This window comes from Citrobacter sp. Cpo061 (assembly GCF_030332845.1).
In the GTDB taxonomy this organism is placed as follows: Bacteria; Pseudomonadota; Gammaproteobacteria; order Enterobacterales; family Enterobacteriaceae; genus Citrobacter; species Citrobacter portucalensis.
Genome location: NZ_JAOWHB010000043.1, coordinates 201632 through 228063, shown reverse-complemented (window position 1 = coordinate 228063; position 26432 = coordinate 201632). Strand labels below are relative to the sequence as shown.

Annotated in this window: 20 protein-coding genes, 1 tRNA gene and 1 pseudogene; 14 read left to right on the top strand and 8 right to left on the bottom strand. The window is 53.0% G+C overall.

The genetic code is table 11. The annotated features are described in order from the left end of the window. Window positions 1-63: 63 nt before the first annotated feature. The 4 genes from OGX97_RS13710 to OGX97_RS13695 form a co-directional block, all read right to left on the bottom strand. Window positions 64-1002 (bottom strand): sugar kinase, encoded by a 939-nt coding sequence (locus OGX97_RS13710; protein WP_279850865.1) that lies wholly within the window; start codon window positions 1000-1002, stop codon window positions 64-66. 3 nt (window positions 1003-1005) lie between these two features. Then, a complete protein-coding gene (locus OGX97_RS13705) occupies window positions 1006-1755 on the bottom strand; it encodes a sugar phosphate isomerase/epimerase family protein (protein WP_235126216.1) in 750 nt (249 codons plus the stop codon). Window positions 1756-1854: 99 nt separating this feature from the next. After that, entirely contained in the window at window positions 1855-2871 is a 1017-nt protein-coding gene (locus OGX97_RS13700; protein ID WP_048215331.1) for a LacI family DNA-binding transcriptional regulator, read from the bottom strand. Between the two features lie 104 nt (window positions 2872-2975). Next, window positions 2976-3638 carry an OmpA family lipoprotein gene (locus OGX97_RS13695; protein ID WP_279850866.1) on the bottom strand — a complete coding sequence of 221 codons (663 nt, stop codon included), beginning with the start codon at window positions 3636-3638 and terminating at the stop codon, window positions 2976-2978. A gap of 159 nt (window positions 3639-3797) precedes the next feature. On the opposite strand from OGX97_RS13695, the pseudogene OGX97_RS13690 reads away from it, so the two are divergent. Further along, a pseudogene (locus OGX97_RS13690) lies at window positions 3798-6130 on the top strand (molybdopterin guanine dinucleotide-containing S/N-oxide reductase). On the opposite strand, the gene OGX97_RS13685 reads toward OGX97_RS13690, so the two are convergent. Then, window positions 6099-6539 (bottom strand): N-acetyltransferase, encoded by a 441-nt coding sequence (locus OGX97_RS13685; protein ID WP_008786424.1) that lies wholly within the window; start codon window positions 6537-6539, stop codon window positions 6099-6101. The pseudogene OGX97_RS13690 and the gene OGX97_RS13685 overlap by 32 nt on opposite strands. Beyond that, on the bottom strand, window positions 6529-7098 hold the full coding sequence (gene tag, locus OGX97_RS13680) for a DNA-3-methyladenine glycosylase I (protein ID WP_008786423.1): 570 nt from the start codon (window positions 7096-7098) through the stop codon (window positions 6529-6531). Before tag ends, OGX97_RS13685 begins: the two co-directional genes overlap by 11 nt. Window positions 7099-7257: 159 nt before the next feature. Between tag and OGX97_RS13675 the strand changes: the two genes are divergently transcribed. The 10 genes from OGX97_RS13675 to OGX97_RS13630 all read left to right on the top strand — a co-directional run bounded on the left by OGX97_RS13675 (window position 7258) and on the right by OGX97_RS13630 (window position 19552). Then, entirely contained in the window at window positions 7258-7959 is a 702-nt protein-coding gene (locus OGX97_RS13675; RefSeq protein ID WP_003827405.1) for an autotransporter outer membrane beta-barrel domain-containing protein, read from the top strand. Between the two features lie 251 nt (window positions 7960-8210). After that, the gene (locus OGX97_RS13670) at window positions 8211-9413 is read left to right on the top strand and encodes an L-lactate MFS transporter (protein WP_020996062.1); all 1203 of its coding nucleotides are present in this window, start codon (window positions 8211-8213) and stop codon (window positions 9411-9413) included. A 210-nt stretch (window positions 9414-9623) separates the two neighbouring features. Further along, the gene (gene eptB / locus OGX97_RS13665; RefSeq protein WP_279850867.1) at window positions 9624-11318 is read left to right on the top strand and encodes a kdo(2)-lipid A phosphoethanolamine 7''-transferase; all 1695 of its coding nucleotides are present in this window, start codon (window positions 9624-9626) and stop codon (window positions 11316-11318) included. A 91-nt stretch (window positions 11319-11409) separates the two neighbouring features. Then, window positions 11410-11486, top strand: a tRNA-Pro gene (locus tag OGX97_RS13660). Between the two features lie 986 nt (window positions 11487-12472). Further along, window positions 12473-14080, top strand: coding sequence for a dipeptide ABC transporter periplasmic-binding protein DppA (gene dppA, locus OGX97_RS13655; protein ID WP_003827414.1), 1608 nt, complete (start codon window positions 12473-12475; stop codon window positions 14078-14080). Between the two features lie 166 nt (window positions 14081-14246). After that, window positions 14247-15266: a dipeptide ABC transporter permease DppB gene (dppB, locus tag OGX97_RS13650; RefSeq protein ID WP_032945322.1), complete on the top strand. Its 1020-nt coding sequence runs from the start codon at window positions 14247-14249 to the stop codon at window positions 15264-15266. Between the two features lie 9 nt (window positions 15267-15275). Continuing rightward, on the top strand, window positions 15276-16178 hold the full coding sequence (gene dppC, locus OGX97_RS13645) for a dipeptide ABC transporter permease DppC (RefSeq protein WP_048215338.1): 903 nt from the start codon (window positions 15276-15278) through the stop codon (window positions 16176-16178). Between the two features lie 10 nt (window positions 16179-16188). After that, complete coding sequence (dppD, locus tag OGX97_RS13640) at window positions 16189-17172, top strand: dipeptide ABC transporter ATP-binding protein (RefSeq protein WP_003024317.1); 984 nt, start codon at window positions 16189-16191, stop codon at window positions 17170-17172. Beyond that, window positions 17169-18173: a dipeptide ABC transporter ATP-binding subunit DppF gene (gene dppF / locus OGX97_RS13635; protein WP_071446715.1), complete on the top strand. Its 1005-nt coding sequence runs from the start codon at window positions 17169-17171 to the stop codon at window positions 18171-18173. The genes dppD and dppF overlap by 4 nt, the downstream gene beginning before the upstream one ends. Window positions 18174-18349: 176 nt before the next feature. After that, window positions 18350-19552 (top strand): sigma-54 interaction domain-containing protein, encoded by a 1203-nt coding sequence (locus tag OGX97_RS13630; RefSeq protein WP_048227290.1) that lies wholly within the window; start codon window positions 18350-18352, stop codon window positions 19550-19552. A 35-nt stretch (window positions 19553-19587) separates the two neighbouring features. Here the strand turns inward: OGX97_RS13630 and OGX97_RS13625 are convergent, their stop codons facing one another. Both OGX97_RS13625 and megL read right to left on the bottom strand, forming a co-directional pair. Then, window positions 19588-20886, bottom strand: a complete 1299-nt coding sequence (locus OGX97_RS13625; RefSeq protein WP_043018665.1) for an aromatic amino acid transport family protein — start codon at window positions 20884-20886, stop codon at window positions 19588-19590. Between the two features lie 117 nt (window positions 20887-21003). Beyond that, a complete protein-coding gene (gene megL, locus OGX97_RS13620) occupies window positions 21004-22200 on the bottom strand; it encodes a methionine gamma-lyase (protein WP_008786414.1) in 1197 nt (398 codons plus the stop codon). A gap of 425 nt (window positions 22201-22625) precedes the next feature. On the opposite strand from megL, the gene OGX97_RS13615 reads away from it, so the two are divergent. From OGX97_RS13615 to dctA, 3 genes are all read left to right on the top strand, one after another. After that, complete coding sequence (locus tag OGX97_RS13615; protein WP_003827426.1) at window positions 22626-22733, top strand: type I toxin-antitoxin system toxin Ldr family protein; 108 nt, start codon at window positions 22626-22628, stop codon at window positions 22731-22733. A gap of 226 nt (window positions 22734-22959) precedes the next feature. Further along, window positions 22960-24966, top strand: coding sequence for a biofilm formation regulator HmsP (gene hmsP, locus OGX97_RS13610; protein WP_235126221.1), 2007 nt, complete (start codon window positions 22960-22962; stop codon window positions 24964-24966). A 157-nt stretch (window positions 24967-25123) separates the two neighbouring features. Further along, window positions 25124-26410: a C4-dicarboxylate transporter DctC gene (dctA, locus tag OGX97_RS13605; protein WP_008786411.1), complete on the top strand. Its 1287-nt coding sequence runs from the start codon at window positions 25124-25126 to the stop codon at window positions 26408-26410. Window positions 26411-26432: the final 22 nt, after the last annotated feature.

Below are 26432 nucleotides of genomic sequence, written 5' to 3'. Positions count from 1 at the left end.
GACTGCCCTCTGGTTATGCTGATACGCCGCCTCTGTATGTAGGGTACAGAGTTGGCCGGGAGTTTATTCCCCTAATTGTTCACGTGTGGGTAATCCTTCGCTGTCGCCCTGAACCTGAATGGCCAGTGCGCCAATTTTATTGCCGCGGGTCACCGCCTGATGCAACGAGCGGCCTTCCAGCAGGGCACTAATAACGCCTACGGCAAAGCCATCTCCTGCGCCGACCGTATCGACCACATTGTCGACTTTTACCGGTGCCATGCAGCCTTGTTCGCCGCTGGCGGTTTTGTACCAGGCACCATCAGCCCCGGTTTTCACGATCACGGCCTTCACGCCATGGCGCAGATAAAAGTCGGCGATGGCTTCAGGCGTTTGCTGACCGGTTAAAATCATGCCCTCTTTTAACCCTGGTAAAACCCAGTCAGCCTGGAATGCCAGCCGGTTCAGTTTTTCCACCATTTCGGCTTCGCTTTTCCACAATACCGGGCGCAAATTTGGGTCAAAGGAGATGGTTTTCCCTTGGGCTTTCAGCGTGCGGGCGGTATGCGCCAGTAGTTCATAAGAGCTGGCAGAAAGCGCTGCTGCTACGCCGCTCAGGTGCAGGTGGCGCGCGCTGGCGAAATAGTCCTCGTGATAATCTTCAATGCTGAGGTGGCTGGCAGCGGAACCTTTACGGAAATATTCTACAATGGGATCGGTTCCATTTTCGACTTTAGATTTAAGCTGAAAGCCAGTAGCGTAACGCCCGTCCTGGGTGACTCCCTGCGCATCAATCCCTTCTTTTTCCAGCGACTTAACGATAAAACGGCCAAAGCTGTCGTTGCCAACGCGGCTCACCCAACCGACCTTCAGGCCCAGACGGGCAAGACCGGTCGCTACGTTAAGCTCCGCGCCTGCAACGCGCTTGATAAACTGCTCCACATCCGCCAGTTCGCCGGTTTGCGTGGCGACAAACATCGCCATCGCTTCACCAATAGTGACCACATCCAGTGAATTTTTCATGCGTTACTCCTCGCGTAACAGCTCAACGTAGCGGCGGGTAACCGCCACCAAATCCTGCCCTTCCAGGGGGAACTCAATGCCGCGTGGGACATCGTTGGGCAGCGTTTTTAGCAGCGCCAGCCAGCGCGGATCGGCGGTATCTGGCGGTACGGCGCGGTAGCTGTCGTGATATGCAACTGCGGCTTTGACATGGATATAGCCAACGGTTGACGCCAGGTTTTGTGCTGCTTCTTCCGGGGAGTCGCCCACCCACAGCCAGTTGCCCATATCGAAGGTCAGAGATATCGGCAGGTTTTGCGCCTGACAGGCTTCGTTAAAGCGCTGCATCGGCTGCAGGCGTCCGCAGTCGGTCTGATCGTTCTCGACAACCAGCTCCATTCCGCTGTTGTCCAGCCATTGGCGTAGAACGTCGAACTGTTCGGTATGGGAAAAATGGCCGAGGGAGACTTTTAACCACAGTGCCTGCAAAGCCTGCGCTTCCTCAAGTAGTTCTGGAAGACGGGGGTTGAGGCTACCGTCTTCAAGGAACAACGGTTCAGGCGCTGAGTAACAGGCCAGCAGGCCGAAGATTTCGATCGCAGAGGCCATCGTAGAGAGCGTTTTCAGCTCGGCGTCAGTTAATAGCTCGCGGCGGATTTCGACGCCGTCAGCACCGGCTTCAGCGATGATGGGCAGCATTGCCGTTTGCCCGCCTGCGGCCCGTACCTGGTCGTGGCCGTAAGCGGCGGTGACCACCATAATTTTTCTTTTCATGGAAACTCCAGACTAGCGTTCTTGTTATAACGCTAGATGGAACCGGTTCCAAAGAAAAGCCTATGATGTCGAATTTATGATCACCATCACGAAGGTAATTTAACGGCAGGTAGAGCCGCGCACGATCAGCTCGCCGGAGAAGACCTGCTCCTGAATGGCAGCGGAGCCGCCATCGATCCGGCGCACAACCTGCTCAACGGCGGTGTAACCAATCTGCCAGGTGGGTTGTTTCAATGTGGTAATACCAACGCCCGCCAGCTCGGCCCATTCCAGCTCGTCAAAACCGAGTAGGCCAATGTCGCTCCCCCAGTTGAGGCCAATGCGTTTCAGGGCGCGGGCTACTTGTAGCGTGAGGGCACCGTTGGCAGAGATAACGGCTTTGCGCATTCCACGATGCTGCTGGTGAAACTGGCGCAGGGTGTCGTCCAGTTGCGTATTGTCCGTGAGCGGGACTTCGGCATTTTGCGCGATAACGCCAGGGTATTGCGCGAGCGTGGCGCGAAAAGCGCTCAGGCGTTCGCGGCGGGTATTCACCATGCCGAGTGGTTCGCTGAGGAACAGGATGGCTTCAAAACCTTGTTCGACCAGATGCTCGGTGGCAACCGTTGCCGCCTGGGTGTTATCCAGCCCGACCATATCACAGGCGAAATCGGGAATTTTACGGTCAATCAGCACCATCGGCAGCGCAGACTGTTGCAGGCGGTTCAGCCCCTCTTCGCGCATCCCGACGGCGTTGACCACAATCCCTTCGACCTGGTAGCTGCGCAGCAGGTCGAGATAATGCAGTTCCTGATCCACTTCGTTGTTGGTGTTACACACCAGCGGGGTAAAGCCTTTATCGCGACAGGCGGCTTCAATACCACTTAGCACGTTGACGGAGTAGGGGTTAGTAATATCGGCGATGATCAGGCCAATCAGGCGGGTACGACCGTGTTTCAGGCCTCTTGCCATCAGGCTGGGACGGTAGTCGAGATCGGCAATGGCTTGTTCAATGCGGGCCAGCAGCGCGTCGGAAAGCAGGTGCTTTTCACCGTTGAGATAACGTGAAATGCTGGTCTTGCCGGTTTTTGCAGCTTTCGCCACATCGCTGATGGTTGCCCGTGTTGATTTGCTCATCGCTGATTTCCCTGAGTTTGGTGACAACACCTTAACGCGAAAATCAACGATGGCAAGTGCTTCATGCCGGATGGACGCGGACTGTCTCCATCCGGCACAAAACGTTACTGGATCGGGCTTAAGGTAATTTCTACGCGACGGTTTTGCGCTTTACCTTCCGCTGTGCTGTTGCTGGCGATCGGATTTGCCGGGCCCATACCCTGAGTGCGGATGCGGTTAGCTGCGACCCCTTGAGTGATCAAGGCGCTGGCTACGGAGTCTGCGCGCTGCTGTGACAGACGCATATTCAGATCCTGGCTGCCGGTGCTGTCGGTGAAGCCCAGCACGTTGACGGCGGTTTTATTGTACTCTTTCAGTACCATCGCCACGCCGGTCAGGGTGTTAGCACCCGCAGGCTTCAGGTTGGCACTGCTGCTGTCGAAAGTGACGTTGTTTGGCATGTTCAGAATGATGTTATCGCCACTACGCGTCACGCTGACGCCCGTCCCCTGCATTTTTTCGCGCAGTTTTGCTTCCTGTACATCCATGTAATAGCCGATACCACCACCAACGGCCGCGCCAGCCGCTGCGCCAATCAGTGCGCCTTTGCCGCAATCTTTCTTCGAAGAAGAGAGTGCGCCAATGCCCGCGCCGACCAGAGAGCCAATACCAGCGCCAATGCCGGATTTACCCGCTTCGCGTTCGCCGGTGTAAGGGTTTGTTGTGCAGCCAGAAACCGCCAGGGCGCCGCTCACGATGGCAGCAATAACAAATACACGTTTCTTCATCTTAATTCCTTAATGACTTTTTCTTCTTTGCCACAGCGACCGTGGCGGTTGATTATGACGTGTGAACATGAAGAAAATTCCAGGGAAGACTCTGAAATTTGTAAGTAACATTGAACGGCATAATAAATAATCCGTCACATCGCATTCAGGAGCGCCATCTTGGCTAATTCACCCGCACATTACTCGGTGTTAACCGCCGCCCACTGGGGACCAATCCTCGTCGACACTGATGGTGAGACGGTTTTCTCCTCGCGTGGCGCGCTGCCCACCGCTCATCCCAACTCTTTGCAAACCGTGGTGCGCGACCAGGTTCACAGTAAAACGCGGGTACGTTTTCCGATGGTGCGTAAAGGGTTTCTCGCCTCGCCGGAAAACCCACAGGGCGTACGTGGGCAGGATGAGTTTGTTCGCGTCAGTTGGGACGACGCGCTGAATCTTATCCATACGCAGCATAAACGCATCCGTGACAGCTACGGCCCGGCCTCAATTTTTGCCGGTTCGTACGGCTGGCGTTCCAACGGCGTGTTACACAAAGCGGCGACCCTGTTACAGCGTTATATGGCGCTGGCGGGCGGTTATACCGGGCATCTGGGGGATTACTCGACGGGGGCTGCGCAGGCGATCATGCCGTACGTGGTGGGCGGGAACGAAGTTTACCAGCAGCAAACCAGCTGGCCGGTGGTGCTGGAGAACAGCGAGGTGGTGGTGTTGTGGAGCGCCAATCCGCTGAATACCCTGAAGATTGCCTGGAACGCGTCCGATGAGCAGGGCCTCGCGTACTTTGAGGCATTGCGCGACAGCGGTAAACGGTTGATCTGTATCGATCCGATGCGATCGGAAAGCGTCGATTTCTTTGGCGATAAGATGGAATGGATTGCCCCGCATATGGGGACCGACGTAGCGCTGATGCTGGGCATCGCGCATACGCTGGTGGAAAACGGCTGGCATGACGAGGATTTTCTCGCCCGGTGTACTACCGGATATGACCGTTTTGCCGACTATCTGTGGGTAAATCTGACGATGTTGCAAAAAAGGCAGAATGGGCGGCAGAGATTTGTGGCATTCCGGCGGTGAAGATACGCGAACTTGCAGCGATATTTCACCAAAATACCACCATGCTGATGGCTGGATGGGGCATGCAGCGCCAACAGTATGGCGAGCAGAAACACTGGATGATTGTCACCCTGGCCGCCATGCTCGGACAAATCGGGACGCCAGGCGGCGGTTTTGGGCTGTCGTACCATTTTGCCAATGGCGGCAACCCAACGCGCCGGGCTGCGGTGCTGGCTTCAATGCAGGGCAGCGTTAAAGGCGGCACCGACGCGGTAGATAAGATCCCGGTGGCGCGAATTGTCGAAGCGCTGGAAAATCCCGGCGGTTTTTACCAGCACAACGGCATGGACCGCCATTTCCCGGACATCCGTATGCTGTGGTGGGCGGGTGGCGCTAACTTCACCCATCATCAGGACACTAACCGTTTAATTCGCGCCTGGCAAAAACCGGAGCTGGTGATCATCTCGGAGTGTTTCTGGACCGCCGCAGCAAAGCATGCCGATATCGTGCTGCCAGCAACCACCTCCTTTGAGCGTAATGATTTGACCATGACTGGCGATTACAGCAACCAGCACCTGGTGCCGATGAAGCAGGTCGTACCGCCGCAGGACGAAGCGCGAAATGATTTTGATGTCTTTGCCGAGCTGAGTGAGCGCTGGGAAAAGGGCGGATATGAACGGTTCACCGAAGGTAAAAGCGAACTGGCGTGGTTGGAGACTTTTTACAATATTGCCGGGCAACGTGGGGCCAGTCAGCAGGTGACATTGCCGCCTTTCGTCGAGTTTTGGCAGCGCAACGCCCTGATCGAAATGCCGGAAAACGCCGCCAGCGCACAGTTTATCCGTTTTGCGGATTTTCGCTGCGACCCGCAGGCGCATCCGCTGAAAACGGACAGCGGCAAAATTGAAATCTACTCCGCGAGGATTGCAGGTTACGGCTACGCGGACTGCGGGGGGCACCCGATGTGGCTGGAGCCGGATGAGTGGTTCGGTAACGCCGAACCGGACCAGCTACAGCTGCTTTCCGCCCATCCGGCGCACCGTTTGCATAGTCAGCTTAACTACAGTGCGCTACGTGAGCAGTACGCGGTAGCGGATCGTGAGCCGATAACGATTCATCCGCAGGACGCCCACGCGCGCGGCATTGCGGATGGCGATACGGTCAGGGTGTGGAACCAGCGCGGGCAAGTTCTGGCGGGCGCGGTGGTGACGGCGGGTATTAAACCCGGCGTCATCTGTATTCATGAAGGCGCCTGGCCTGATTTGGATCTCGCAGCGAACGGTATTTGTAAAAATGGCGCCGTCAACGTGCTGACCAAAGATCTCCCCAGCTCGAAGCTGGGGAATGGCTGCGCGGGCAATACTGCGCTGGCGTGGCTTGAAAAATATAGTGGACCAACGTTGGCGCTTACGGCGTTTGATCCGCCTGCCAGCCCATAATCCACGTGGGGTGGTGAGTCTCTTCCTGCCATGCGCCGTCTTCAATGCGAAAACCCAGCGCATGGTAGAAGTTCACCGCTGATTGATTCTTTTGGTAGACCTCAAGGCTGAGTATCGAAAAGCGCTGCTGGACATGCTGCACCAGCGCTTTGCCGATCCCGCTTCTGATGGCGGCAGGTGCGACAAACAGCGCGCCGAGAAAGCGGTCGTCAATCACGCTGGCAAAGCCTTTGAGCTCGCCTTCTTCTTCCCAAACCCAGGTTTGCGCGGCTGGCAGATAAACATCCCGCACCACGGATTCACTTTCGCGCCAGTAGCGCTCTTCGATAAATGGATGGGCATGGATTGTGCTTTCCATCCACAGCGCCAAAATTGACGGCAGATCGTCAGCCTTGGATTCACGAATCATGTTGTTCTCCCGGATAACAGATGCAGCTGGTGACATGGTCGTTGACCAGGCCGCACGCCTGCATAAAGGAGTAACAAATGGTGGTGCCGACAAACTTAAATCCGCGTTTTTTTAACGCTTTAGACAGCGCGTCTGACGCAGGCGTGGAGGTGGGAATATCGCTCAGGTTGGCGGCGCGAGTCACTTGCGGTTGGTTATCAACAAATGACCAGACGAATTCGCTAAACGACTCTCCGTTTTGCGCCATCGTCAGAAAAGCACGAGCGTTGCCGATAATGGCCTGAATTTTTCCGCGATGGCGAATAATGCCGGCATCCAGTACCAGCCTTTCCACATCCTCTTCGGTCATGGCCGCCACTTTTTCCGGGTCAAAATGGTGGAAAGCGTGGCGATAATTTTCCCGTTTCTTTAGCACGGTAATCCACGATAACCCGGCCTGCTGACCTTCCAGGCAGATCATTTCGAACAGTTTATTACTATCGGTTTCGGGGACGCCCCATTCCTTGTCGTGGTAGGCAATGTAAAGTGGATCCTGACTGACCCATCCGCAACGCTGCATATTCTTCCTCGCTGTTTTTACTGGCGTAAAAATTTCATTCGGCCCGCCTTGACGCGCCAGCTAAAAAGACAATATTTAATACAGGGCCTGATGGGCCCAATATCCTTCACACAATGACAATAATATCGCCGAATTCGGCTCTTTTCTGGAGTCGCGTTGATGATTATAAGAAACAGTAGTGGTCGCCAAAGGTTAACTCTGGCGAGCGTCGTAGTTTGTGCGCTGTCCATCAATACAGCATATGGCTGGCAACAAGAATATATCGTTGATGCGATGTCAGGGCATACGGCTGAACGTTATACATGGGACAGCGATCACCAACCACGTTATAACGACATTCTGGAAGAACGTATTCGTTCCACTCAGAACGTGGCGGGTCCCGTGGTGAATCTGGCGGATGAGACGCCTATGGATGCGACCAGCGGCATGAGTATGGGCTGGAACTTCCCGCTTTCAAGGCAGGTGACAACTGGTCCGGTTGCCGCACTGCATTATGACGGTTCAACCACATCTACTTACAACGAATTTGGCGATAGCGCGACTTCGGTAACGCAGAACGATCCGCTGTGGCATGCCAGCGTGAGCTCGTTGGGCTGGCGAGTCAATTCGCAGTTCGGTGATGTGCGACCGTGGGCGCAAATCAGCTATAACCAGCAGTTTGGCGAGAATATCTGGAAGGCGCAGTCGGGTCTCAGCCGCATGTCAGCAGCGGGTCAGGATGGTAACTGGGTGGATGTCACCGTCGGTGCGGATATGCTGTTGAACCCGCACATGGCGGCTTACGCAGCGCTTTCGCAGGCGGAAAACAGTACCAACAACAGCGACTATATGTACACCATGGGAGTGAGCGCCAAATTTTAACGTAAGTAATCAACATATAAACATCTTGATTACATGTTGAGATCAACAATCACACGCACTCCAGCGATAGCGTGTACTAACTCATGCGATAAAATTCAGTAACCCGACTTTTTGTCTCGTCATTCATTCCGCATTCCAGGCATTTCATTCCGTCCTGGCGGCATTTCATGCCGTTTTCTCCTGCTCATAAAAGCGCTTCGGTATGGTTGTTGGCAGAGAATTTCCCATTTTGTTTATGCAGGAAGACTGCCATGAAAACTTCTGATTATCAGCGTACCCGCTGGCTGACACTGATCGGCACCATCATTACCCAATTTGCTTTAGGTTCTGTTTATACCTGGAGCCTGTTTAACGGTGCGCTCTCTTCTAAGCTTGATGCGCCGGTGAGTCAGGTTGCCTTTTCCTTTGGCCTGCTGAGCCTCGGGCTGGCAATTTCTTCTTCCGTCGCCGGGAAACTGCAGGAACGTTTTGGCGTGAAACGCGTCACCATGGCCTCCGGTATTTTACTGGGTGTCGGCTTCTTCTTAACCGCCCACTCTGACAGCCTGATTATGCTGTGGCTGAGCGCCGGTGTGTTGGTTGGTCTGGCGGATGGCGCAGGCTACCTGTTAACACTTTCCAACTGTGTAAAATGGTTCCCTGAGCGTAAAGGGCTGATTTCCGCCTTTGCCATCGGTTCTTACGGTCTTGGCAGCCTCGGTTTTAAATTCATCGACAGCCAACTGTTGAGCACTGTGGGTCTGGAAAAAACCTTCATGATTTGGGGCGCGATTGTGCTGGTGATGATCGTCTTTGGCTCCACGCTGATGAAAGACGCGCCGAATCAGGAAGTGAAAACGAAAAATGGCGTGGTTGAGAATGACTACACCCTGGCGCAGTCCATGCGTAAACCGCAGTACTGGATGCTGGCAGTGATGTTCCTGACGGCGTGTATGAGTGGGCTGTATGTGATTGGCGTGGCGAAAGATATTGCACAAAGCCTGGCGCATATGGATGTGGCAACGGCGGCAAATGCGGTTACCGTCATTTCTATCGCTAACCTGTCAGGTCGTCTGGTTCTGGGGATTCTGTCCGACAAAATCTCTCGTATTCGCGTTATCACCATTGGGCAGGTCGTTTCGCTGGTCGGTATGGCGGCACTGCTGTTCGCCCCGCTGAATGATGCGACCTTCTTCGCGGCGATTGCCTGTGTAGCATTTAACTTTGGCGGTACCATCACCGTGTTCCCGTCACTGGTGAGCGAGTTCTTCGGTTTGAATAACCTGGCTAAAAACTACGGTGTCATTTACTTAGGTTTCGGTATCGGCAGCATTTGTGGCTCCATTATCGCCTCGCTGTTCGGCGGTTTCTATGTGACCTTCTGCGTTATCTTTGCGCTGTTAATTATCTCGCTGGCACTCTCCACCACCATCCGCCAGCCACAGCGTAGCGTATATACCGAGGCGCACGCCTAAACCTATTAGTAGTCTGATTAATACCTGGCGCATATATTTACAAAAATATATGCGTCATTTGCATTCTCCATAAGCACTTTTTCCCCCTCCTGTGGTCTACTTACCCGCGCCCGTAGACATTTCACTTCTGCTGTTGTCGCATTTTCCCCTGCCTGGTCTGTTTGACTACTGCTCAGGGTGTTTTAATCCCGATTCCCAGGGTTTGTTTGCATGAGATATATTAAGTCGATGACGCAGCAGAAACTCAGTTTCCTGCTGGCAATCTATATCGGTTTGTTTATGAACTGTGCTGTATTTTTCCGGCGCTTTAGCGGATATGCACACGAGTTTACCGTCTGGAAAGGACTCTCTGCGGTTGTTGAATTAGCCGGCACTGTGCTGGTGACCTTCTTTTTACTACGGCTTCTCTCTTTATTTGGTCGGCGCGCCTGGCGTGTCCTGACAACCTTAGTGATGCTGTGTTCTGCTGGTGCCAGCTATTACATGACCTTCCTGAATGTGGTAATTGGTTACGGTATTATTGCCTCCGTAATGACCACGGATATTGATTTATCGAAAGAAGTGGTTGGCTGGCATTTTGTCGTGTGGCTGGTTTCGGTCAGCATTTTACCGTTGGTTCTGATTTGGAGTAATCGCTGCCGCTATACCCTGATGAAACAGATCCGTACGCCTGGTATGAGATGGCGCAGCGTGGCGGTAGTTTTACTGGCTGGTCTGATGGTATGGGTCCCGATTCGCCTGCTGAGTATGCAACAGAGAAGCGTTGAGCGAGCAACGGGGATCGATTTGCCCAGCTATGGCGGGGTAGTGGCGAATTCCTATCTGCCGTCAAACTGGCTCTCCGCGCTGGGTCTGTACGCCTGGGCACAGGTGGATGAATCCTCAGACAACAAATCGTTGATGAACCCGGCGAAGAAGTTTACCTATGTTGCCCCCAAAAACCTCGACGACACCTATGTGGTCTTTATTATCGGCGAAACGACCCGCTGGGATCATATGGGAATTTTTGGCTATGAGCGCAATACCACGCCAAGGCTCGCCCAGGAGAAAAATCTGGCCGCCTTCCGTGGATATTCCTGTGATACGGCAACCAAACTTTCGCTGCGTTGCATGTTTGTGCGTGAGGGTGGGGCAGAAGAAAACCCGCAGCGTACTCTGAAAGAACAAAACGTCTTCTCCGTGCTCGGCCAGTTAGGGTTCAAGACCGATCTTTACGCAATGCAAAGCGAGATGTGGTTCTACAGTAACACCATGGCGGAGAACATCGCCTATCGTGAGCAGATTGGCGCAGAGCCGCGCAACCGTGGCAAGAACGTTGACGATATGCTGTTGATTACCGAGATGCAGCAGTCTCTGCAAAATAATGAAGATGGTGGCAAGCATCTAATTATTCTGCATACCAAGGGCTCGCATTTTAACTACACCCAGCGCTATACCCGTGATTATGCGCAGTGGAAGCCGGAATGTGTCAATGTTGATAGCGGTTGCTCGAAAGCTGAGATGATCAACTCATTCGATAACTCGGTAACCTATGTTGATCACTTTATTACCAAAGTGTTTGATCAGCTACGCGATAAGAAAGCGATCGTGTTTTACGCCGCCGATCACGGTGAGTCGATTAACGAGCGCGAGCACCTGCACGGTACGCCGCGTAAAATGGCGCCACCTGAGCAGTTCCGCGTTCCTATGATGGTGTGGATGTCTGACAAATATCTGGAAGACCCCGACCATGCGAAGGCGTTTGCACATCTGAAGCAAGAAGCTGATATGAAGGTGCCGCGTCGTCATGTGGAACTGTACGACACCATTTTGGGTTGCCTCGGTTATACCTCGCCAAATGGCGGTATTAACGAGAATAACAACTGGTGCCGTATCCCGGACGCGAATAAGGCTACAGCCCAGTAACTGAGCTGCTGACTTTCTCACCGATCAAATGGCATTTTGATACTAAGGGATTGACGGGCGCGCAGCTGAGCAGTAAGATGCGCCCCGCATTCGGTGATTGGCGCAGCCTGGTAGCGCACTTCGTTCGGGACGAAGGGGTCGGAGGTTCGAATCCTCTATCACCGACCAAATTAGAAAAGCCCGCTCTCTGAGCGGGCTTTTTGCATTTGTGGCTTTTGTAGGCCTGATAAGCGAAGCGCCATCAGGCAAAACATCACGCTATAACAGATATTGCCGGATGCAGCGCAAGCGCCTTATCCGGCCTACAGGCGAAGCGCCATCAGGCAAAACATCACGCTATAACAGACATTGCCGGATGCGGCGCAAGCGCCTTATCCGGCCTACAGGCAAAGCGGCATCAGGCAAAACATCACGCTATAACAGAAATTGCCGGATGCGGCGCAAGCGCCTTATCCGGCCTACAGGCGAAGCGGCATCACGCAAAACATCACGCTATAACAGACATTGCCGGATGGCGGCGCAATCGCCTTATCCGGCCTACAGGCGAAGCGCTGGCAGGGCGTATTTTTTGTTTTTCCGACCCCACGTTTGACCTTCATTTTATCTGCAAAAATTGTGCACCACTTCCCACTGACTGTTAACGATTCTGTGACATATTCCATTGCCTTTTTTTATATTTGCTTGAAACTTTTTTTGCGCTACTTATGGCTGAAGCTGGCATTTTCCGCTGTGCGCTTTAACGTTCATGGTATTAATCGCTCAGATATGCAGCATTAATTTAGAAAGTTTGAATAAATTGCATAAATGTTAATCACCAAATGTTGCGAAATATGAAGATGTTTATTCTGGCATAGTACGCGTAGCACAAATTTCCCTGCTGAAAATGTCCTTCCGCACTTTTTTTAATCTTTGTTTGTGAATTCTCACCGTTGGCGTAAATCACGGTGACCTGTATTGACGTTTTCACATTCTGTTGACAGATTGTAGGGTATGAGGGGCATTTCATGGAGAATCCGCACTGCAACTCAGTCGCTTATGTGAACGGAATCCCCATCCTCTTAACGCCGACCCGGCCGGGTAAAAAACAAAAAAGGCCAGGCGGTGCAAACCCACTGCAAAGGGTAAAACAACAAACATCACATTGGAGCAGAAGAATGAGTATTTCCTTGAAGAAGTCAGGGATGCTGAAGCTTGGTCTGAGCCTGGTGGCTATGACCGTCGCAGCAAGCGTACAGGCTAAAACTCTGGTTTATTGTTCAGAAGGATCTCCTGAAGGCTTTAACCCGCAGCTTTTCACCTCTGGCACCACCTATGATGCCAGCTCCGTACCGATCTATAACCGCCTGGTCGAGTTCAAAACCGGTACGACTGAAGTGATCCCGGGCCTTGCTGAGAAGTGGGAAATCAGCGAAGACGGCAAAACCTACACCTTCCACCTGCGTCAGGGCGTGAAGTGGCAGGACAACAAAGAATTTAAACCGACGCGCGATTTTAACGCCGATGACGTGGTGTTCTCTTTCGATCGGCAGAAAAATGCCCAGAACCCGTACCATAAAGTCTCTGGCGGCAGCTATGAATACTTCGAAGGGATGGGTCTGCCGGATCTGATCTCCGAAGTGAAAAAAGTGGACGATAAAACCGTTCAGTTCGTGCTGACTCGCCCGGAAGCGCCGTTCCTGGCTGACCTGGCGATGGACTTCGCTTCTATTCTTTCCAAAGAATATGCTGACAACATGCTGAAAGCCGGTTCTCCGGAGAAAGTGGATCTGAACCCAATTGGTACCGGTCCGTTCCAGCTGCAGCAGTACCAGAAAGACTCCCGTATTCTGTATAAAGCATTCGAAGGTTACTGGGGCACCAAGCCGCAGATCGACCGTCTGGTCTTCTCCATTACGCCTGACGCTTCCGTGCGTTACGCCAAACTGCAGAAGAACGAGTGCCAGGTGATGCCGTACCCGAACCCGGCAGACATCGCGCGCATGAAGCAGGATAAAAACATCAACCTGATGGAGCAGGCGGGTCTGAACGTGGGCTACCTCTCTTTCAATACCGAGAAGAAACCGTTTGATGACGTGAAAGTCCGTCAGGCGCTGACCTACGCGGTAAACAAAGAAGCGATCATCAAAGCGGTTTATCAGGGCGCTGGCGTTGCCGCGAAAAACCTGATCCCGCCGACCATGTGGGGCTATAACGACGACGTTAAAGACTACACCTACGATCCTGAGAAGGCCAAAGCGCTGCTGAAGGAAGCGGGTCAGGACAAAGGCTTTACCGTTGAGCTGTGGGCTATGCCGGTACAGCGTCCATATAACCCGAACGCACGTCGTATGGCAGAAATGGTTCAGGCTGACTGGGCGAAAATTGGCGTTCAGGCCAAGATTGTGACCTACGAGTGGGGCGAGTATCTGAAACGCGCCAAAGCGGGTGAACATCAGGCGGTGATGATGGGCTGGACCGGTGATAACGGGGATCCGGACAACTTCTTCGCGACCTTGTTCAGCTGTGCGGCAGCGAAAGACGGTTCTAACTACTCTCGCTGGTGCTACAAGCCGTTTGAAGACCTGATCCAGCCGGCGCGTGCGACCGACGATCACAACAAACGTATTGAACTGTACAAGCAAGCTCAGGTTGTTATGCACGACCAGGCTCCGGCTCTGATTGTTGCTCACTCCACCGTGTACGAACCAGTGCGTAAAGAAGTGAAAGGCTATGTGGTTGATCCATTAGGCAAACACCACTTCGAAAACGTCTCTGTCGAATAATTAAAAGCAATTAAGGAAGCGCTGCGCCCCGGTGTTGTGTAGGCCGGATAAGCGCAGCGCCCTCCGGCGTAATGCTTTACCCGCGATGCAGTTTGCGTGGGATAAGATTTGTGAGCAATACAGACTCACGGTTCCAGGCCGTGCGTCATTAGAGAGAATCCGGGTTATGTTGCAGTTCATTCTCCGACGTTTGGGACTCGTCATCCCCACGTTTATCGGTATCACTCTTCTCACCTTTGCCTTTGTCCATATGATCCCCGGCGATCCGGTTATGATCATGGCGGGTGAACGTGGGATCTCCCCTGAGCGTCATGCTCAACTGTTGGCTGAACTCGGTCTGGATAAGCCGATGTGGCAGCAGTACCTCCACTATATCTGGGGGGTTATGCATGGTGATCTAGGTATCTCACTGAAAAGCCGCTTACCGGTGTGGGAAGAGTTCGTACCTCGCTTCAAAGCAACGCTGGAACTCGGCGTCTGCGCGATGATTTTCGCCGTCGCAGTGGGTATCCCAGTGGGTGTACTTGCTGCCGTTAAGCGCGGCTCCATTTTCGATCACACGGCAGTTGGCCTGGCGCTGACCGGTTACTCTATGCCGATTTTCTGGTGGGGCATGATGCTGATCATGCTGGTTTCCGTGCAGTTGAACCTGACGCCAGTTTCTGGGCGGGTGAGCGACATGGTGTTCCTTGATGATTCCAATCCGCTAACCGGCTTTATGCTGATCGACACCGCCATCTGGGGTGAAGAGGGCAACTTTATTGATGCGTTGGCGCATATGATCCTGCCTGCGATGGTGCTGGGTACCATTCCTCTGGCGGTCATTGTGCGTATGACCCGTTCATCGATGCTGGAAGTGCTGGGTGAAGATTACATCCGTACCGCGCGCGCCAAAGGCCTGACCCGTATGCGCGTCATCATTATTCACGCTCTGCGTAACGCGATGCTGCCCGTGGTGACCGTTATCGGCCTGCAGGTTGGTACGCTGCTGGCCGGGGCGATTCTGACCGAGACCATCTTCTCGTGGCCGGGGCTGGGGCGCTGGCTGATCGATGCGCTGCAACGCCGCGATTATCCGGTGGTGCAGGGCGGGGTGCTGCTGGTCGCGACGATGATTATTCTCGTCAACCTGCTGGTAGACCTGCTGTACGGCGTGGTGAACCCGCGTATTCGGCATAAGAAGTAAGGGGCCATCATGTCACAGGTTACTGAAAATAAAGTTATTGCTGCACCGGTGCCGATGACTCCGCTGCAGGAGTTCTGGCACTATTTTAAACGCAACAAAGGTGCGGTTGTTGGGCTGGTGTACGTTGTGGTGATGATCCTGATTGCGGTCTTTGCCAACGTCCTCGCACCCTACAACCCGGCAGACCAGTTCCGCGATACGCTGCTGGCTCCTCCCGCGTGGCAGGACGGCGGTACCATGGCGCATCTGTTTGGTACTGATGATGTAGGCCGCGACGTGTTGTCCCGCCTGATGTACGGTGCGCGTCTGTCGCTGTTGGTCGGCTGTCTGGTGGTAGTACTCTCCCTGCTGATGGGCGTGGTTCTTGGGCTGATCGCCGGTTACTTTGGCGGGATTGTTGATAACGTCATCATGCGTGTGGTCGATATCATGCTGGCATTGCCGAGCCTGTTGCTGGCGCTGGTGCTGGTGGCGGTATTTGGCCCCTCGATTGGCAACGCCGCGCTGGCGCTGACGTTCGTGGCATTGCCGCACTATGTCCGTTTGACGCGCGCCGCCGTGCTGGTGGAGGTTAACCGCGACTACGTCACTGCATCTCGCGTGGCGGGAGCCGGCGCGATGCGCCAGATGTTCGTCAACATTCTTCCTAACTGTCTTGCGCCGCTGATTGTTCAGGCGTCGCTTGGCTTCTCTAACGCCATTCTCGATATGGCTGCCCTCGGCTTCCTGGGGATGGGCGCACAGCCGCCTACGCCGGAATGGGGCACCATGCTCTCTGACGTTCTGCAGTTTGCCCAAAGCGCCTGGTGGGTTGTGACCTTCCCGGGGCTGGCGATCCTGTTGACGGTGCTGGCATTTAACCTGATGGGTGACGGTCTGCGTGACGCGCTCGATCCCAAACTGAAGCAGTAAGAGGTTCGAGATGGCGTTATTAAATGTAGATAAATTATCGGTGCATTTCGGCGACGTAGGTTCCGAATTCCGCGCCGTAGACCGCATTAGCTACAGTGTGAATCAGGGTGAAGTGGTTGGCATTGTAGGAGAGTCCGGCTCTGGTAAGTCCGTCAGTTCGCTGGCGATTATGGGACTGATTGACTACCCAGGCCGCGTTATGGCCGAAAATCTGGAGTTTAATGGTCGCGACCTGAAGCGCATCTCTGAGAAAGAGCGTCGCCAGTTAGTGGGCGCGGAAGTGGCGATGATCTTCCAGGACCCGATGACCAGCCTTAACCCCTGCTACACCGTCGGCTACCAGATTATGGAAGCTATTAAAGTGCACCAGGGCGGCAACAAAAAAACGCGTATTCAGCGGGCTATAGACCTGCTGACGCTGGTGGGTATCCCCGATCCGGCCTCACGTCTGGATGTATATCCTCACCAGTTGTCCGGTGGGATGAGCCAGCGCGTGATGATCGCGATGGCGATAGCCTGTCGTCCGAAACTGCTGATTGCCGACGAACCGACAACGGCGCTGGATGTGACTATTCAGGCGCAGATCATCGAGCTACTGCTGGAATTGCAGCAAAAAGAGAACATGGCGCTGGTCTTAATCACGCACGATCTGGCGCTGGTGGCTGAAGCGGCACACAAAATCATCGTGATGTACGCCGGCCAGGTGGTAGAAACCGGAGCCGCGCAGGATATTTTCCGCGCGCCGCGTCATCCTTACACCCAGGCGCTACTGCGCGCGCTGCCTGAGTTTGCTCAGGATAAAGCACGTCTGGCCTCGCTGCCGGGCGTGGTTCCCGGGAAATATGACCGCCCGAGCGGCTGTTTGCTGAACCCACGCTGCCCCTATGCGACCGACAAATGCCGCGCTGAAGAACCTGAACTGAACCTGCTGGAAGGCGGTCGTCAGTCGAAATGCCACTACCCACTTGATGATGCCGGGAGGCCTGGGCTATGAGTACGCAAAAGGCCGCTTTGTCACAGCCGCTGTTGCAGGCTATTGATCTGAAAAAACACTACCCGGTGAAAAAGGGCATGTTCGCCCCGGAGCGCCTGGTGAAAGCGCTGGACGGCGTCTCCTTTACCTTAGAGCGTGGTAAAACGCTGGCGGTGGTAGGCGAGTCGGGTTGTGGGAAATCCACCCTTGGCCGCCTGCTGACGATGATTGAAGTCCCGACCGGCGGTGAGCTGTATTACCAGGGACAGGATCTGCTTAAGCACGACCCGCAGGCGCAAAAGCTGCGTCGGCAGAAAATCCAGATTGTATTCCAGAACCCGTACGGTTCCCTGAACCCGCGTAAGAAAGTGGGGCAGATTCTGGAAGAGCCGCTGCTGATCAACTCCACGCTCAGCAAAGAGGAACGTCGTGAAAAAGCGCTGGCGATGATGGCGAAAGTTGGGCTGAAAACCGAACACTACGACCGCTATCCGCATATGTTCTCCGGCGGTCAGCGTCAGCGTATTGCCATCGCTCGCGGTCTGATGCTTGACCCGGACGTGGTGATTGCCGATGAACCGGTCTCAGCGCTGGACGTTTCGGTGCGTGCGCAGGTGCTGAATCTGATGATGGATTTGCAGCAGGAACTGGGGCTGTCATACGTCTTTATCTCGCACGACCTGTCGGTGGTTGAGCACATTGCCGATGAAGTGATGGTGATGTATTTAGGCCGCTGCGTGGAGAAAGGGACGAAGGACCAAATCTTCAATAATCCGCGTCATCCGTACACGCAAGCGCTGCTCTCCGCAACGCCGCGTCTGAACCCGGACGATCGCCGTGAGCGTATCAAGCTGACCGGTGAACTGCCAAGCCCGCTGAATCCGCCGCCGGGCTGCGCGTTTAACGCCCGCTGCCGTCGTCGCTTTGGTCCGTGTACCCAGCTTCAGCCGCAGTTGAAAGATTACGGCGGTCAACTGGTGGCTTGTTTTGCCGTTGACCAGGATGAAAACCCACAGCAATAAACCTGGGTTATGACCCGATAACCGGAGCCTTGTGCTCCGGTTTTTTTATATTTTCTCTTTACGTCCACAATGTGAGTCCTTTGGCAGAACATTATTCCACAGCGTCTAGAATGTAGCCAGATTCCCTCTAGTCACAAAAATATCTATTTCGCAGTTGCTAACTACCAGGAGCAAATGTGGTCACGATACGCTGGGATATTAAAACAATTGATCGTCTGTCGATGGTTGAGGATGTCCTGAAGGAATTTTCCTGCTGTGATATCAATATCATCTCCATGAAAGTCACGCCTGGGCGGATCCTGATTAAATCCTGGTGCCGCCAGCTACAGGATATTTCCTGTGTGCAATCCTGTTTAAGCCAGCGCGCCGATATTATTCATGTCGCTTACCTCTGTGAGGAGATAAGTGAGCTGTCAACGCCGGAGCCGGAACGGCCGCGCTATTTCTCTGACATTATTTGCAGCAGCCAGAGCATGCACGCGCTTATCGAAAAGGCGATTAAAATTGCCGACAGCAAATATACCGTTCTGATCCGTGGCGATACGGGGACCGGTAAAGAGCTGCTGGCCCGGGCTATCCATAATTCCGGGCAGCGACGTTTTTATCCGTTTATTCCGGTCAACTGCTCTGCGCTACCTGAGTCGCTAATGGAGAGTGAATTCTTTGGCTATGAGAAAGGGGCTTTCAGCGGCGCGGATTGTAAAGGCAAAAAAGGGCTGTTTGAAATGGCCGATAAAGGCACCCTTTTTCTCGATGAGTTTGGCGAAATGTCGCTGAGCTTACAGGCTAAACTCCTGCGCGTGCTTCAGGATGGCGGGATTCGGCGCGTTGGCGGGGCACAAATTATTCCGGTCAATGTGCGCATTATTGTGGCAACCAATGCCAATCTGGAAGAGATGGTGGAACAACGTCTGCTGCGCGCCGATCTCTATTACCGGATCAACGTGCTTTCACTGACCATTCCACCTTTGCGCGAGCGCCCACAGGATATCAGCCTGCTGATTCGCCACTTTGTGCAGAAATACGCGAAGGAATTCCAGCGGCGGATCATTCTGGATAAAGCCTGTTTTGATGCCCTGCACCATCACACCTGGCCGGGAAACGTGCGCGAACTGGAAAATACCATTATTCGCCTGATGCTGATGGCGGAATCCGATGTTATTACGCGGGAAGAATTAGGGATGGTGAATTTGCCTGCCGTTGAGCGGGGCGCGACAGAACGTCCTTTTAAAGAGCAGGTTCTCTGCGCTGAACGCCAGCTCATTGAACAGATGGTGGAAGATAATGTGTCGTCACGGCATATCGCCAAAGCGCTGGGTGTGTCGCACACCACGGTGCTGAATAAAATTCGCGGCTATCAGCTGGAGAGTGTGGGTTAAGCGCCGCCAGCGTCTGACGGCGCGACATACATGAGTTATTCAATCAGCTTCAATAAGGGCGACAGGCACAGCAGAATTCCGTACAGCAGGATCAACCAGGTTTTCAGTCCGCGCAGTTTTTCCAGTTGCGTTACTTTATAGATCAAGAAGAACGGAATAATACACGACACAATCCCGTAAAGCGGGCTACCTAACTGGAAGAACACCAGTACCGATACGCGAAATGACACCCAAATGACCAGGGTGATAACAATAAAGGTGCAAATACCCAGCGTAAGCACCAATGGATTAATTTTCTCAACGTCAATGACGCGGCTCAGAACGTTGAGAATAATACCTTTGATCGCTTCGTGGAATCCCAGATAAATACCAAAGAACGCGGTTAATACGGCGAAGATATTTAATACCGTTGAGGTGATATGAATAATCTGCCCAGGAATGACCTGAGCCGCCAGCGCCAGTGCTGAAATATTTTGTTCGAAAGCCGAAACGGCCTCTTCATGGCTAATGGAAAAGGTAAAAGAGAAGGAGAAAAACAGAATGACAGCAATCAGAGTAATGTAACTGATGCGATGCGTACGGATTGCCATACGCGTAGCCAGCACCCGGTCCGCCACCCGTTTGCGGTAGGCGATGTTCATTGGGTTCAACACCTGAATAAACACCGCCGAGAAGAAGCAAAACGGGATGGTTAGCAGTACATCACGAAAGAAGACCGATGCTTCAGGGAAGGCGCTGATATTAGCGAAGTTCCAGTGCGGAACCATCGCAAAACCAAATACGATGATGATACCCACTTTGACCACCACCATCGGGCCGGAGATTTTGAACAGCAGTTTTTCTCCCCCGGAAGCAATGGCGACCAGCACGGCAAAAATGGCCACTTTATAGATTATCGACTGCGAAAGATCGGCCTCGGTCAAGCCGAAGGTTTTGATATATGAGGCGCTGTCAAAAACCACGGATAAGGAATAAATAAATATGCCGTGAATAATCATCAGAAAATAGATGACGCCAAGAAATACGCCCCAGTTTTTTCCCAGGTAATGACTTATAATATCAGTGTAGTCATTGCAGGTTTCGCTTTCTGATAATGTTTTTAAATAAATATCCTGCACAATATAAGTTGCCGGATAAGCAATAATAAAGGCAACGATAAATACCCAAATGCCTGTTAAGCCAATTTGTACCGGCATTAGTACCGTTCCGGCACCAATGGCCATGCCGATACACAGTAATACCCAGCCAAAATCGTATTTCGTAAACGGTATTTTTTTTGAGAATGGTACGGCGGTTGCTGTATTGTTGCTTAATTGTAATGTGTTGTCCTGCATAGAACCCCCTGCCCAAAATACACGTTCTCCCCGAAAGAGGATCGCGTGTATTGCCAGACTGTTGTGCCTTGATTCTCAACAACCTGAACCGAACGACGTCGGTTCAGGCCATATTGGTCAGAATGTTGCCTTTCTGATGGCGTGTTCAAGGTCGTTAATAATATCTTCTGGATCTTCAAGACCCACAGAAAGACGGATAAGCCCGTCGGTAATACCTGCTTTGAGCCGTTCCTCAGGTGCAACGGGCGAATGTGTCATAGACGCTGGGTGCTGAATGAGGGTTTCGGTATCACCGAGACTGACCGCGAGGAGGCACAATTCTACAGAATTGATCATCCGCCTACCAGCCTCGAGGCCGCCGGCGATTTCGAAGCTGATAATTCCACCTGGCAGGCTCATTTGCCGCTGGCCCAACTCATACTGTGGATGCGAAGTCAGGCCAGGATAATACACCCGAGTAATAGATGGATGCCCTTCGAGGAAGCGGGCGATTTTCAGCGCATTTTCACAGTGGCGTTCCATACGAATGCCCAGCGTTTTAACGCCGCGCAGTGTTAACCACGCATTGAAAGGACTCATGCAGCCGCCGGTGATATCTTTCAGGCCTACAAACCGCGCCTGGTCGATAAACTCCTGCTTACCAACAATGATGCCGCCAATCACATCCCCGTGACCGTTGATATATTTGGTGACGCTGTGAACCACAATATCCGCACCCAGTTGCAAAGGCTGCTGACAGTACGGCGACATAAAGGTGTTATCCACCACCAGCAATGCGCCCTGTTGATGGGCGATACCGGCCACCGTTTCAATGTCGACCAGCGACAGCGTTGGGTTGGCGGGCGTTTCGATATACACAACTTTGGTTTCTGGTCGCATGGCGGCGCGGATTTCTTCAGGCTTTGCCGCGTCGACAAAGCTGACGTTAATCCCAAACTTCGGCATGCTGTGCGACAAAAACGCGTGGGTGCAGCCGTAAATCGCGCTGGCGGAAACGATATGGTCACCCTGCTGGCAAAGCGTCAACAGCGTTGTGGTGATAGCTGAAATACCGGACGCGGTTGCCAACCCGGCTTCACCTCTTTCCAGTACCGCCAGCTTTTTCTCCAGCGCATCGGTGGTGGGGTTACCCAAGCGGGTGTAAATGTACCCGGACTCTTCGAGCGCAAAGCGGGCGGCACCTTGTTCGGCGCTGTCAAAAACAAACGTTGAGGTCTGGAAAATAGGCGTACTAAGCGCGCCAGTTGAAGGGTCGGGTTGTTGCCCCGCGTGAACGATCTGGGTGTTGAATCCGTAAGTACGACAGTCAGACATGATATCTCCTTTAATTCGGAACAGAACAGCTCACAGTCAAATAGCAATCGCTGTGCCAGAAAATGAACTGATAGATATCAATGTGTTATGTTTTTGTCTGAACTAATGGTCGGCAGGAATGTTGCCAACTGGAAAGAATCTTTCCAGCGTGCTGGTAAGAAAATGGGTGAATTGCGAGGCGCTACGCAGAGCGCAATATTGCGCAGTGATATGGCAAGTGGGCTGCCGTAGAATCAGCGGCAAGCCGGGAATTCCCGGTGAGGCGCAATGTTGCGGGGGCTTGATCCCCGGCGGCATCGGTTGCTGGAAAGAGAAAACCCCCGCACGTTGTTCGGTATAAACCAGGCAACAAGACGGGGGCTAACTTGACTCCAGACAAGTTAAGGATAGCCGCGAACAGTTGCCATTGCAACACAGGCGGCTATATGACGCTCGCACAGTTAGGCGTGGCCTTCTGGCACGATTTAGCGGCTCCAATCATCGCTGGCACCATTGCCAGCCTTATTGTGAGCTGGCTGCGTAACAGGAAGTAATGCGCTTTGTGGGCGTCTGCCTGCCGTGATGGCAACATGCGCCCGAACCAGGCCGCAGGGGGCGACCTTGCGGCCTTTTTCGGCTTAAATGCAGATAAATCTCGTCGCCAGGTGCCTATCCTGTCGCGATAATGCACGCTGGGAAGTTTTCAGATACCGCCTCTCTTAATACCGCTACGATCGGGTATACTCTGACGGCAGTTTCGTCTATCCGTGGAGAGTCAGTTTGCGTGTCAGTCGCTCGTTAACAATTAAGCAGATGGCAATGGTTGCGGCCGTTGTTATGGTGTTCGTTTTTATTTTTTGCACCGTTTTGTTGTTCCATCTGGTCCAGCAAAACCGCTATAACACGGCTACGCAACTGGAAAGTATCGCTCGCTCCGTCCGTGAGCCTCTGTCGGACACTATCCTGAAAGGGGATATTCCCGAAGCGGAAGCCATTTTAAAAAGTATTCGGCCAGCGGGTGTAGTCAGTCGCGCCGATGTGGTGCTGCCCAATCAGTTTCAGGCGTTGCGGATGAGTTTTATCCCTGAACGCCCCGTTCCTGTTACGGTGACTCGCCTGTTTGAGCTTCCGGTACAAATTTCGCTGCCGATCTATTCTCTTGAGCGTTCAGCTAACCCGCAACCGCTGGCGTATCTGGTACTGCAGGCGGATTCGTACCGCATGTACAAATTCGTGATGAGTACGCTCTCGACGTTAGTGACCATTTACTTACTTTTGTCGTTAATACTGACCGTCGCCATCTCCTGGTGCATTAACCGCTTGATTGTGCACCCCTTACGTAAAATTGCCCGTGAGCTGAACGACATCCAACAGCAGGATCTGATTGGCTATCAACTGGCATTGCCGCGTCTACATCAGGATGATGAGATTGGTATGCTGGTGCGTAGCTACAATCTTAATCAGCAGTTGATTCAGCGACATAGCGAAGAGCAAAGCGACTTTGCAATGCGTTTCCCGGTTTCCGAACTGCCCAATAAGTCGTTTTTAATGGGGCTGCTGGAGCAGGTTGTTACCCGCCAGCAGACGACGGCGCTGATGATTGTCACCTGCGAAACCCTACGTGACACCGCGGGGGTGTTAACCGAAACTCAGCGGGAAATCCTGCTGCTTACGCTGGTCGAAAAACTCAAGTCGGTATTAGCCCCCAGGATGGTGCTTTCCCAGGTGAGTGGCTATGACTTCGCCATCATCGCCCATGGCGTAAAAGAACCCTGGCACGCTATTACTTTAGGTCAGCAAGTACTCACTATCGTTAACGAGCGAATACCTATTCAGGGTATTCAACTGCGTCCTACCTGCAACATTGGGGTAGCAATGTTTTATGGTGATTTGACCGCAGAACAGCTTTACCGCCGCGCCCTGTCGGCCGTGTTAACCTCGCGCCATAAGGGTAAAAATCAAATTCAGTTCTTTGATCCGTTACAGATGGAAGAGGCGCAGCAGCGTTTGACGGAAGAGAACGATATTCTTACCGCGCTGGATAATCGTCAGTTCGCGCTTTGGATGCAGCCGCAGGTGGAAATGTCCAGCGGTAAGGTATTGAGCGCAGAAGCATTATTGCGGATGCAGCAGCCGGACGGAAGCTGGGAGCTGCCCGAAGGGTTAATCGACAGGATTGAGTCCTGTGGTCTGATGGTGACGGTTGGTTACTGGGTGCTGGAAGAGACGTGCCGCCAGCTGTCAGCGTGGCAGGAACGGGGTCTGATGCTGCCGCTGTCGGTGAATTTGTCCGCACTACAGCTGATGCACCCGAGTATGGTCTCGGACCTGCTGGAGTTGTTAAACCGCTATCGCATCAAGCCTGGTACGTTGATCCTGGAAGTGACTGAAAGCCGACATATCGATGATCCCCACGCCGCGGTGGCCATTTTGCGCCCATTGCGTAATGCGGGAGTACGTATCGCACTGGATGACTTTGGCATGGGGTATGCGGGCCTGCGACAGCTGCAGCACATGAAGTCGCTACCGGTGGATGTCCTCAAAATCGATAAGATGTTTGTCGACGGAGTACCTGAGGATTGCAGCATGATCTCCGCCATCATTCAGTTGGCTCACAGCCTTAATTTGCAGATGATCGCCGAAGGTGTCGAAACCGAAGCGCAGCGTGAATGGCTATCACAAGCCGGGGTGGAAGTGGCACAAGGGTTCCTGTTTGCCCGACCGGTTCCGGCAAATATCTTCGAAGAACGTTATCTGGCGCCGGAAAGCGCTGATTACAAAAGTTAAAAAAGGTCTCGCTTGTGCGAGCCAGCTCAAAATTTTTAACATTTTTGTATCAATTATGATCCAGGTACATTTCTGTCAAGTTGTGTGGGTGTTACTTTAAGGCCGCAGGTTAAACAAAACCTTACAAGACCTGTGGTTTTTACTTTAAGGACACCCTATGAAAACCTCTATATTCAAAAGCCTTTACTTTCAGGTCCTGACAGCGATTGCCATTGGTATTCTCCTTGGCCATTACTACCCTGAATTAGGCGCCCAAATGAAACCGCTTGGTGATGCCTTCGTTAAGCTCATCAAGATGGTCATCGCACCTGTCATCTTCTGTACTGTCGTTACCGGCATTGCAGGCATGGAAAGTATGAAAGCCGTAGGCCGCACCGGTGCGGTTGCACTGCTTTATTTTGAAGTGGTCAGTACGATTGCGCTGATCATCGGTCTTATCATTGTTAACGTGGTGCAACCCGGTGCCGGGATGAACGTCGATCCGGCGACGCTGGATGCCAAAGCGGTTGCGATTTACGCCGAACAGGCAAAAGACCAGGGGATCGTAGGTTTCCTGATGGATATTATCCCGGCGAGCGTCATTGGCGCGTTTGCCAGCGGTAACATCCTGCAGGTATTGCTGTTTGCAGTAATGTTTGGTTTTGCGCTGCATCGTCTGGGCAGCAAGGGCCAGATGATTTTCAACGTGATTGAAAGTTTCTCGCAGGTTATTTTCGGCATCATCAATATGATCATGCGCCTGGCGCCTATCGGTGCTTTCGGTGCTATGGCCTTTACCATCGGTAAATATGGCGTCGGAACGCTGGTGCAACTGGGTCAGCTAATCATCTGCTTCTACATCACCTGTATTCTGTTTGTGGTGCTGGTGCTGGGTTCAATTGCGCGCGCAACCGGCTTCAGTATCTTTAAATTCATCCGCTATATCCGAGAAGAGCTGCTGATCGTTCTGGGTACTTCTTCTTCCGAGTCTGCGCTGCCGCGTATGCTCGATAAGATGGAAAAACTGGGCTGTCGGAAGTCGGTTGTCGGATTGGTTATACCCACGGGCTACTCGTTTAACCTTGATGGGACATCAATCTATCTGACTATGGCGGCGGTGTTTATCGCTCAGGCGACCAACAGCCACATGGATATCTTCCATCAGATAACCCTGTTGGTGGTGCTCCTGCTCTCCTCAAAAGGTGCAGCGGGTGTAACCGGGAGTGGCTTCATTGTTCTGGCCGCGACTATCTCTGCGGTGGGTCATTTACCGGTTGCTGGCCTGGCACTGATTCTTGGTATTGACCGCTTCATGTCTGAAGCCCGTGCGCTGACCAACCTGATTGGTAACGGTGTTGCAACTGTCGTTGTGGCTAAATGGGTGAAAGAATTGGATACCAAAAAGCTGGATGACACGCTGAATAATCGTGCGCCGGATGGCAAAACGCACGATTTATCCTCTTAATCTCGTCACTTATGCCCGTAGT

What these genes read in the sequence shown, in the direction of transcription:
- OGX97_RS13710 (WP_279850865.1), bottom strand. Translation starts at nt 1,002, where the DNA reads ATGAAAAATTCACTGGATGTGGTCACTATTGGTGAAGCGATGGCGATG.
- OGX97_RS13705 (WP_235126216.1), bottom strand. Translation starts at nt 1,755, where the DNA reads ATGAAAAGAAAAATTATGGTGGTCACCGCCGCTTACGGCCACGACCAG.
- OGX97_RS13700 (WP_048215331.1), bottom strand. Translation starts at nt 2,871, where the DNA reads ATGAGCAAATCAACACGGGCAACCATCAGCGATGTGGCGAAAGCTGCA.
- OGX97_RS13695 (WP_279850866.1), bottom strand. Translation starts at nt 3,638, where the DNA reads ATGAAGAAACGTGTATTTGTTATTGCTGCCATCGTGAGCGGCGCCCTG.
- OGX97_RS13685 (WP_008786424.1), bottom strand. Translation starts at nt 6,539, where the DNA reads ATGATTCGTGAATCCAAGGCTGACGATCTGCCGTCAATTTTGGCGCTG.
- tag (WP_008786423.1), bottom strand. Translation starts at nt 7,098, where the DNA reads ATGCAGCGTTGCGGATGGGTCAGTCAGGATCCACTTTACATTGCCTAC.
- OGX97_RS13675 (WP_003827405.1), top strand. Translation starts at nt 7,258, where the DNA reads ATGATTATAAGAAACAGTAGTGGTCGCCAAAGGTTAACTCTGGCGAGC.
- OGX97_RS13670 (WP_020996062.1), top strand. Translation starts at nt 8,211, where the DNA reads ATGAAAACTTCTGATTATCAGCGTACCCGCTGGCTGACACTGATCGGC.
- eptB (WP_279850867.1), top strand. Translation starts at nt 9,624, where the DNA reads ATGAGATATATTAAGTCGATGACGCAGCAGAAACTCAGTTTCCTGCTG.
- dppA (WP_003827414.1), top strand. Translation starts at nt 12,473, where the DNA reads ATGAGTATTTCCTTGAAGAAGTCAGGGATGCTGAAGCTTGGTCTGAGC.
- dppB (WP_032945322.1), top strand. Translation starts at nt 14,247, where the DNA reads ATGTTGCAGTTCATTCTCCGACGTTTGGGACTCGTCATCCCCACGTTT.
- dppC (WP_048215338.1), top strand. Translation starts at nt 15,276, where the DNA reads ATGTCACAGGTTACTGAAAATAAAGTTATTGCTGCACCGGTGCCGATG.
- dppD (WP_003024317.1), top strand. Translation starts at nt 16,189, where the DNA reads ATGGCGTTATTAAATGTAGATAAATTATCGGTGCATTTCGGCGACGTA.
- dppF (WP_071446715.1), top strand. Translation starts at nt 17,169, where the DNA reads ATGAGTACGCAAAAGGCCGCTTTGTCACAGCCGCTGTTGCAGGCTATT.
- OGX97_RS13625 (WP_043018665.1), bottom strand. Translation starts at nt 20,886, where the DNA reads ATGCAGGACAACACATTACAATTAAGCAACAATACAGCAACCGCCGTA.
- megL (WP_008786414.1), bottom strand. Translation starts at nt 22,200, where the DNA reads ATGTCTGACTGTCGTACTTACGGATTCAACACCCAGATCGTTCACGCG.
- OGX97_RS13615 (WP_003827426.1), top strand. Translation starts at nt 22,626, where the DNA reads ATGACGCTCGCACAGTTAGGCGTGGCCTTCTGGCACGATTTAGCGGCT.
- dctA (WP_008786411.1), top strand. Translation starts at nt 25,124, where the DNA reads ATGAAAACCTCTATATTCAAAAGCCTTTACTTTCAGGTCCTGACAGCG.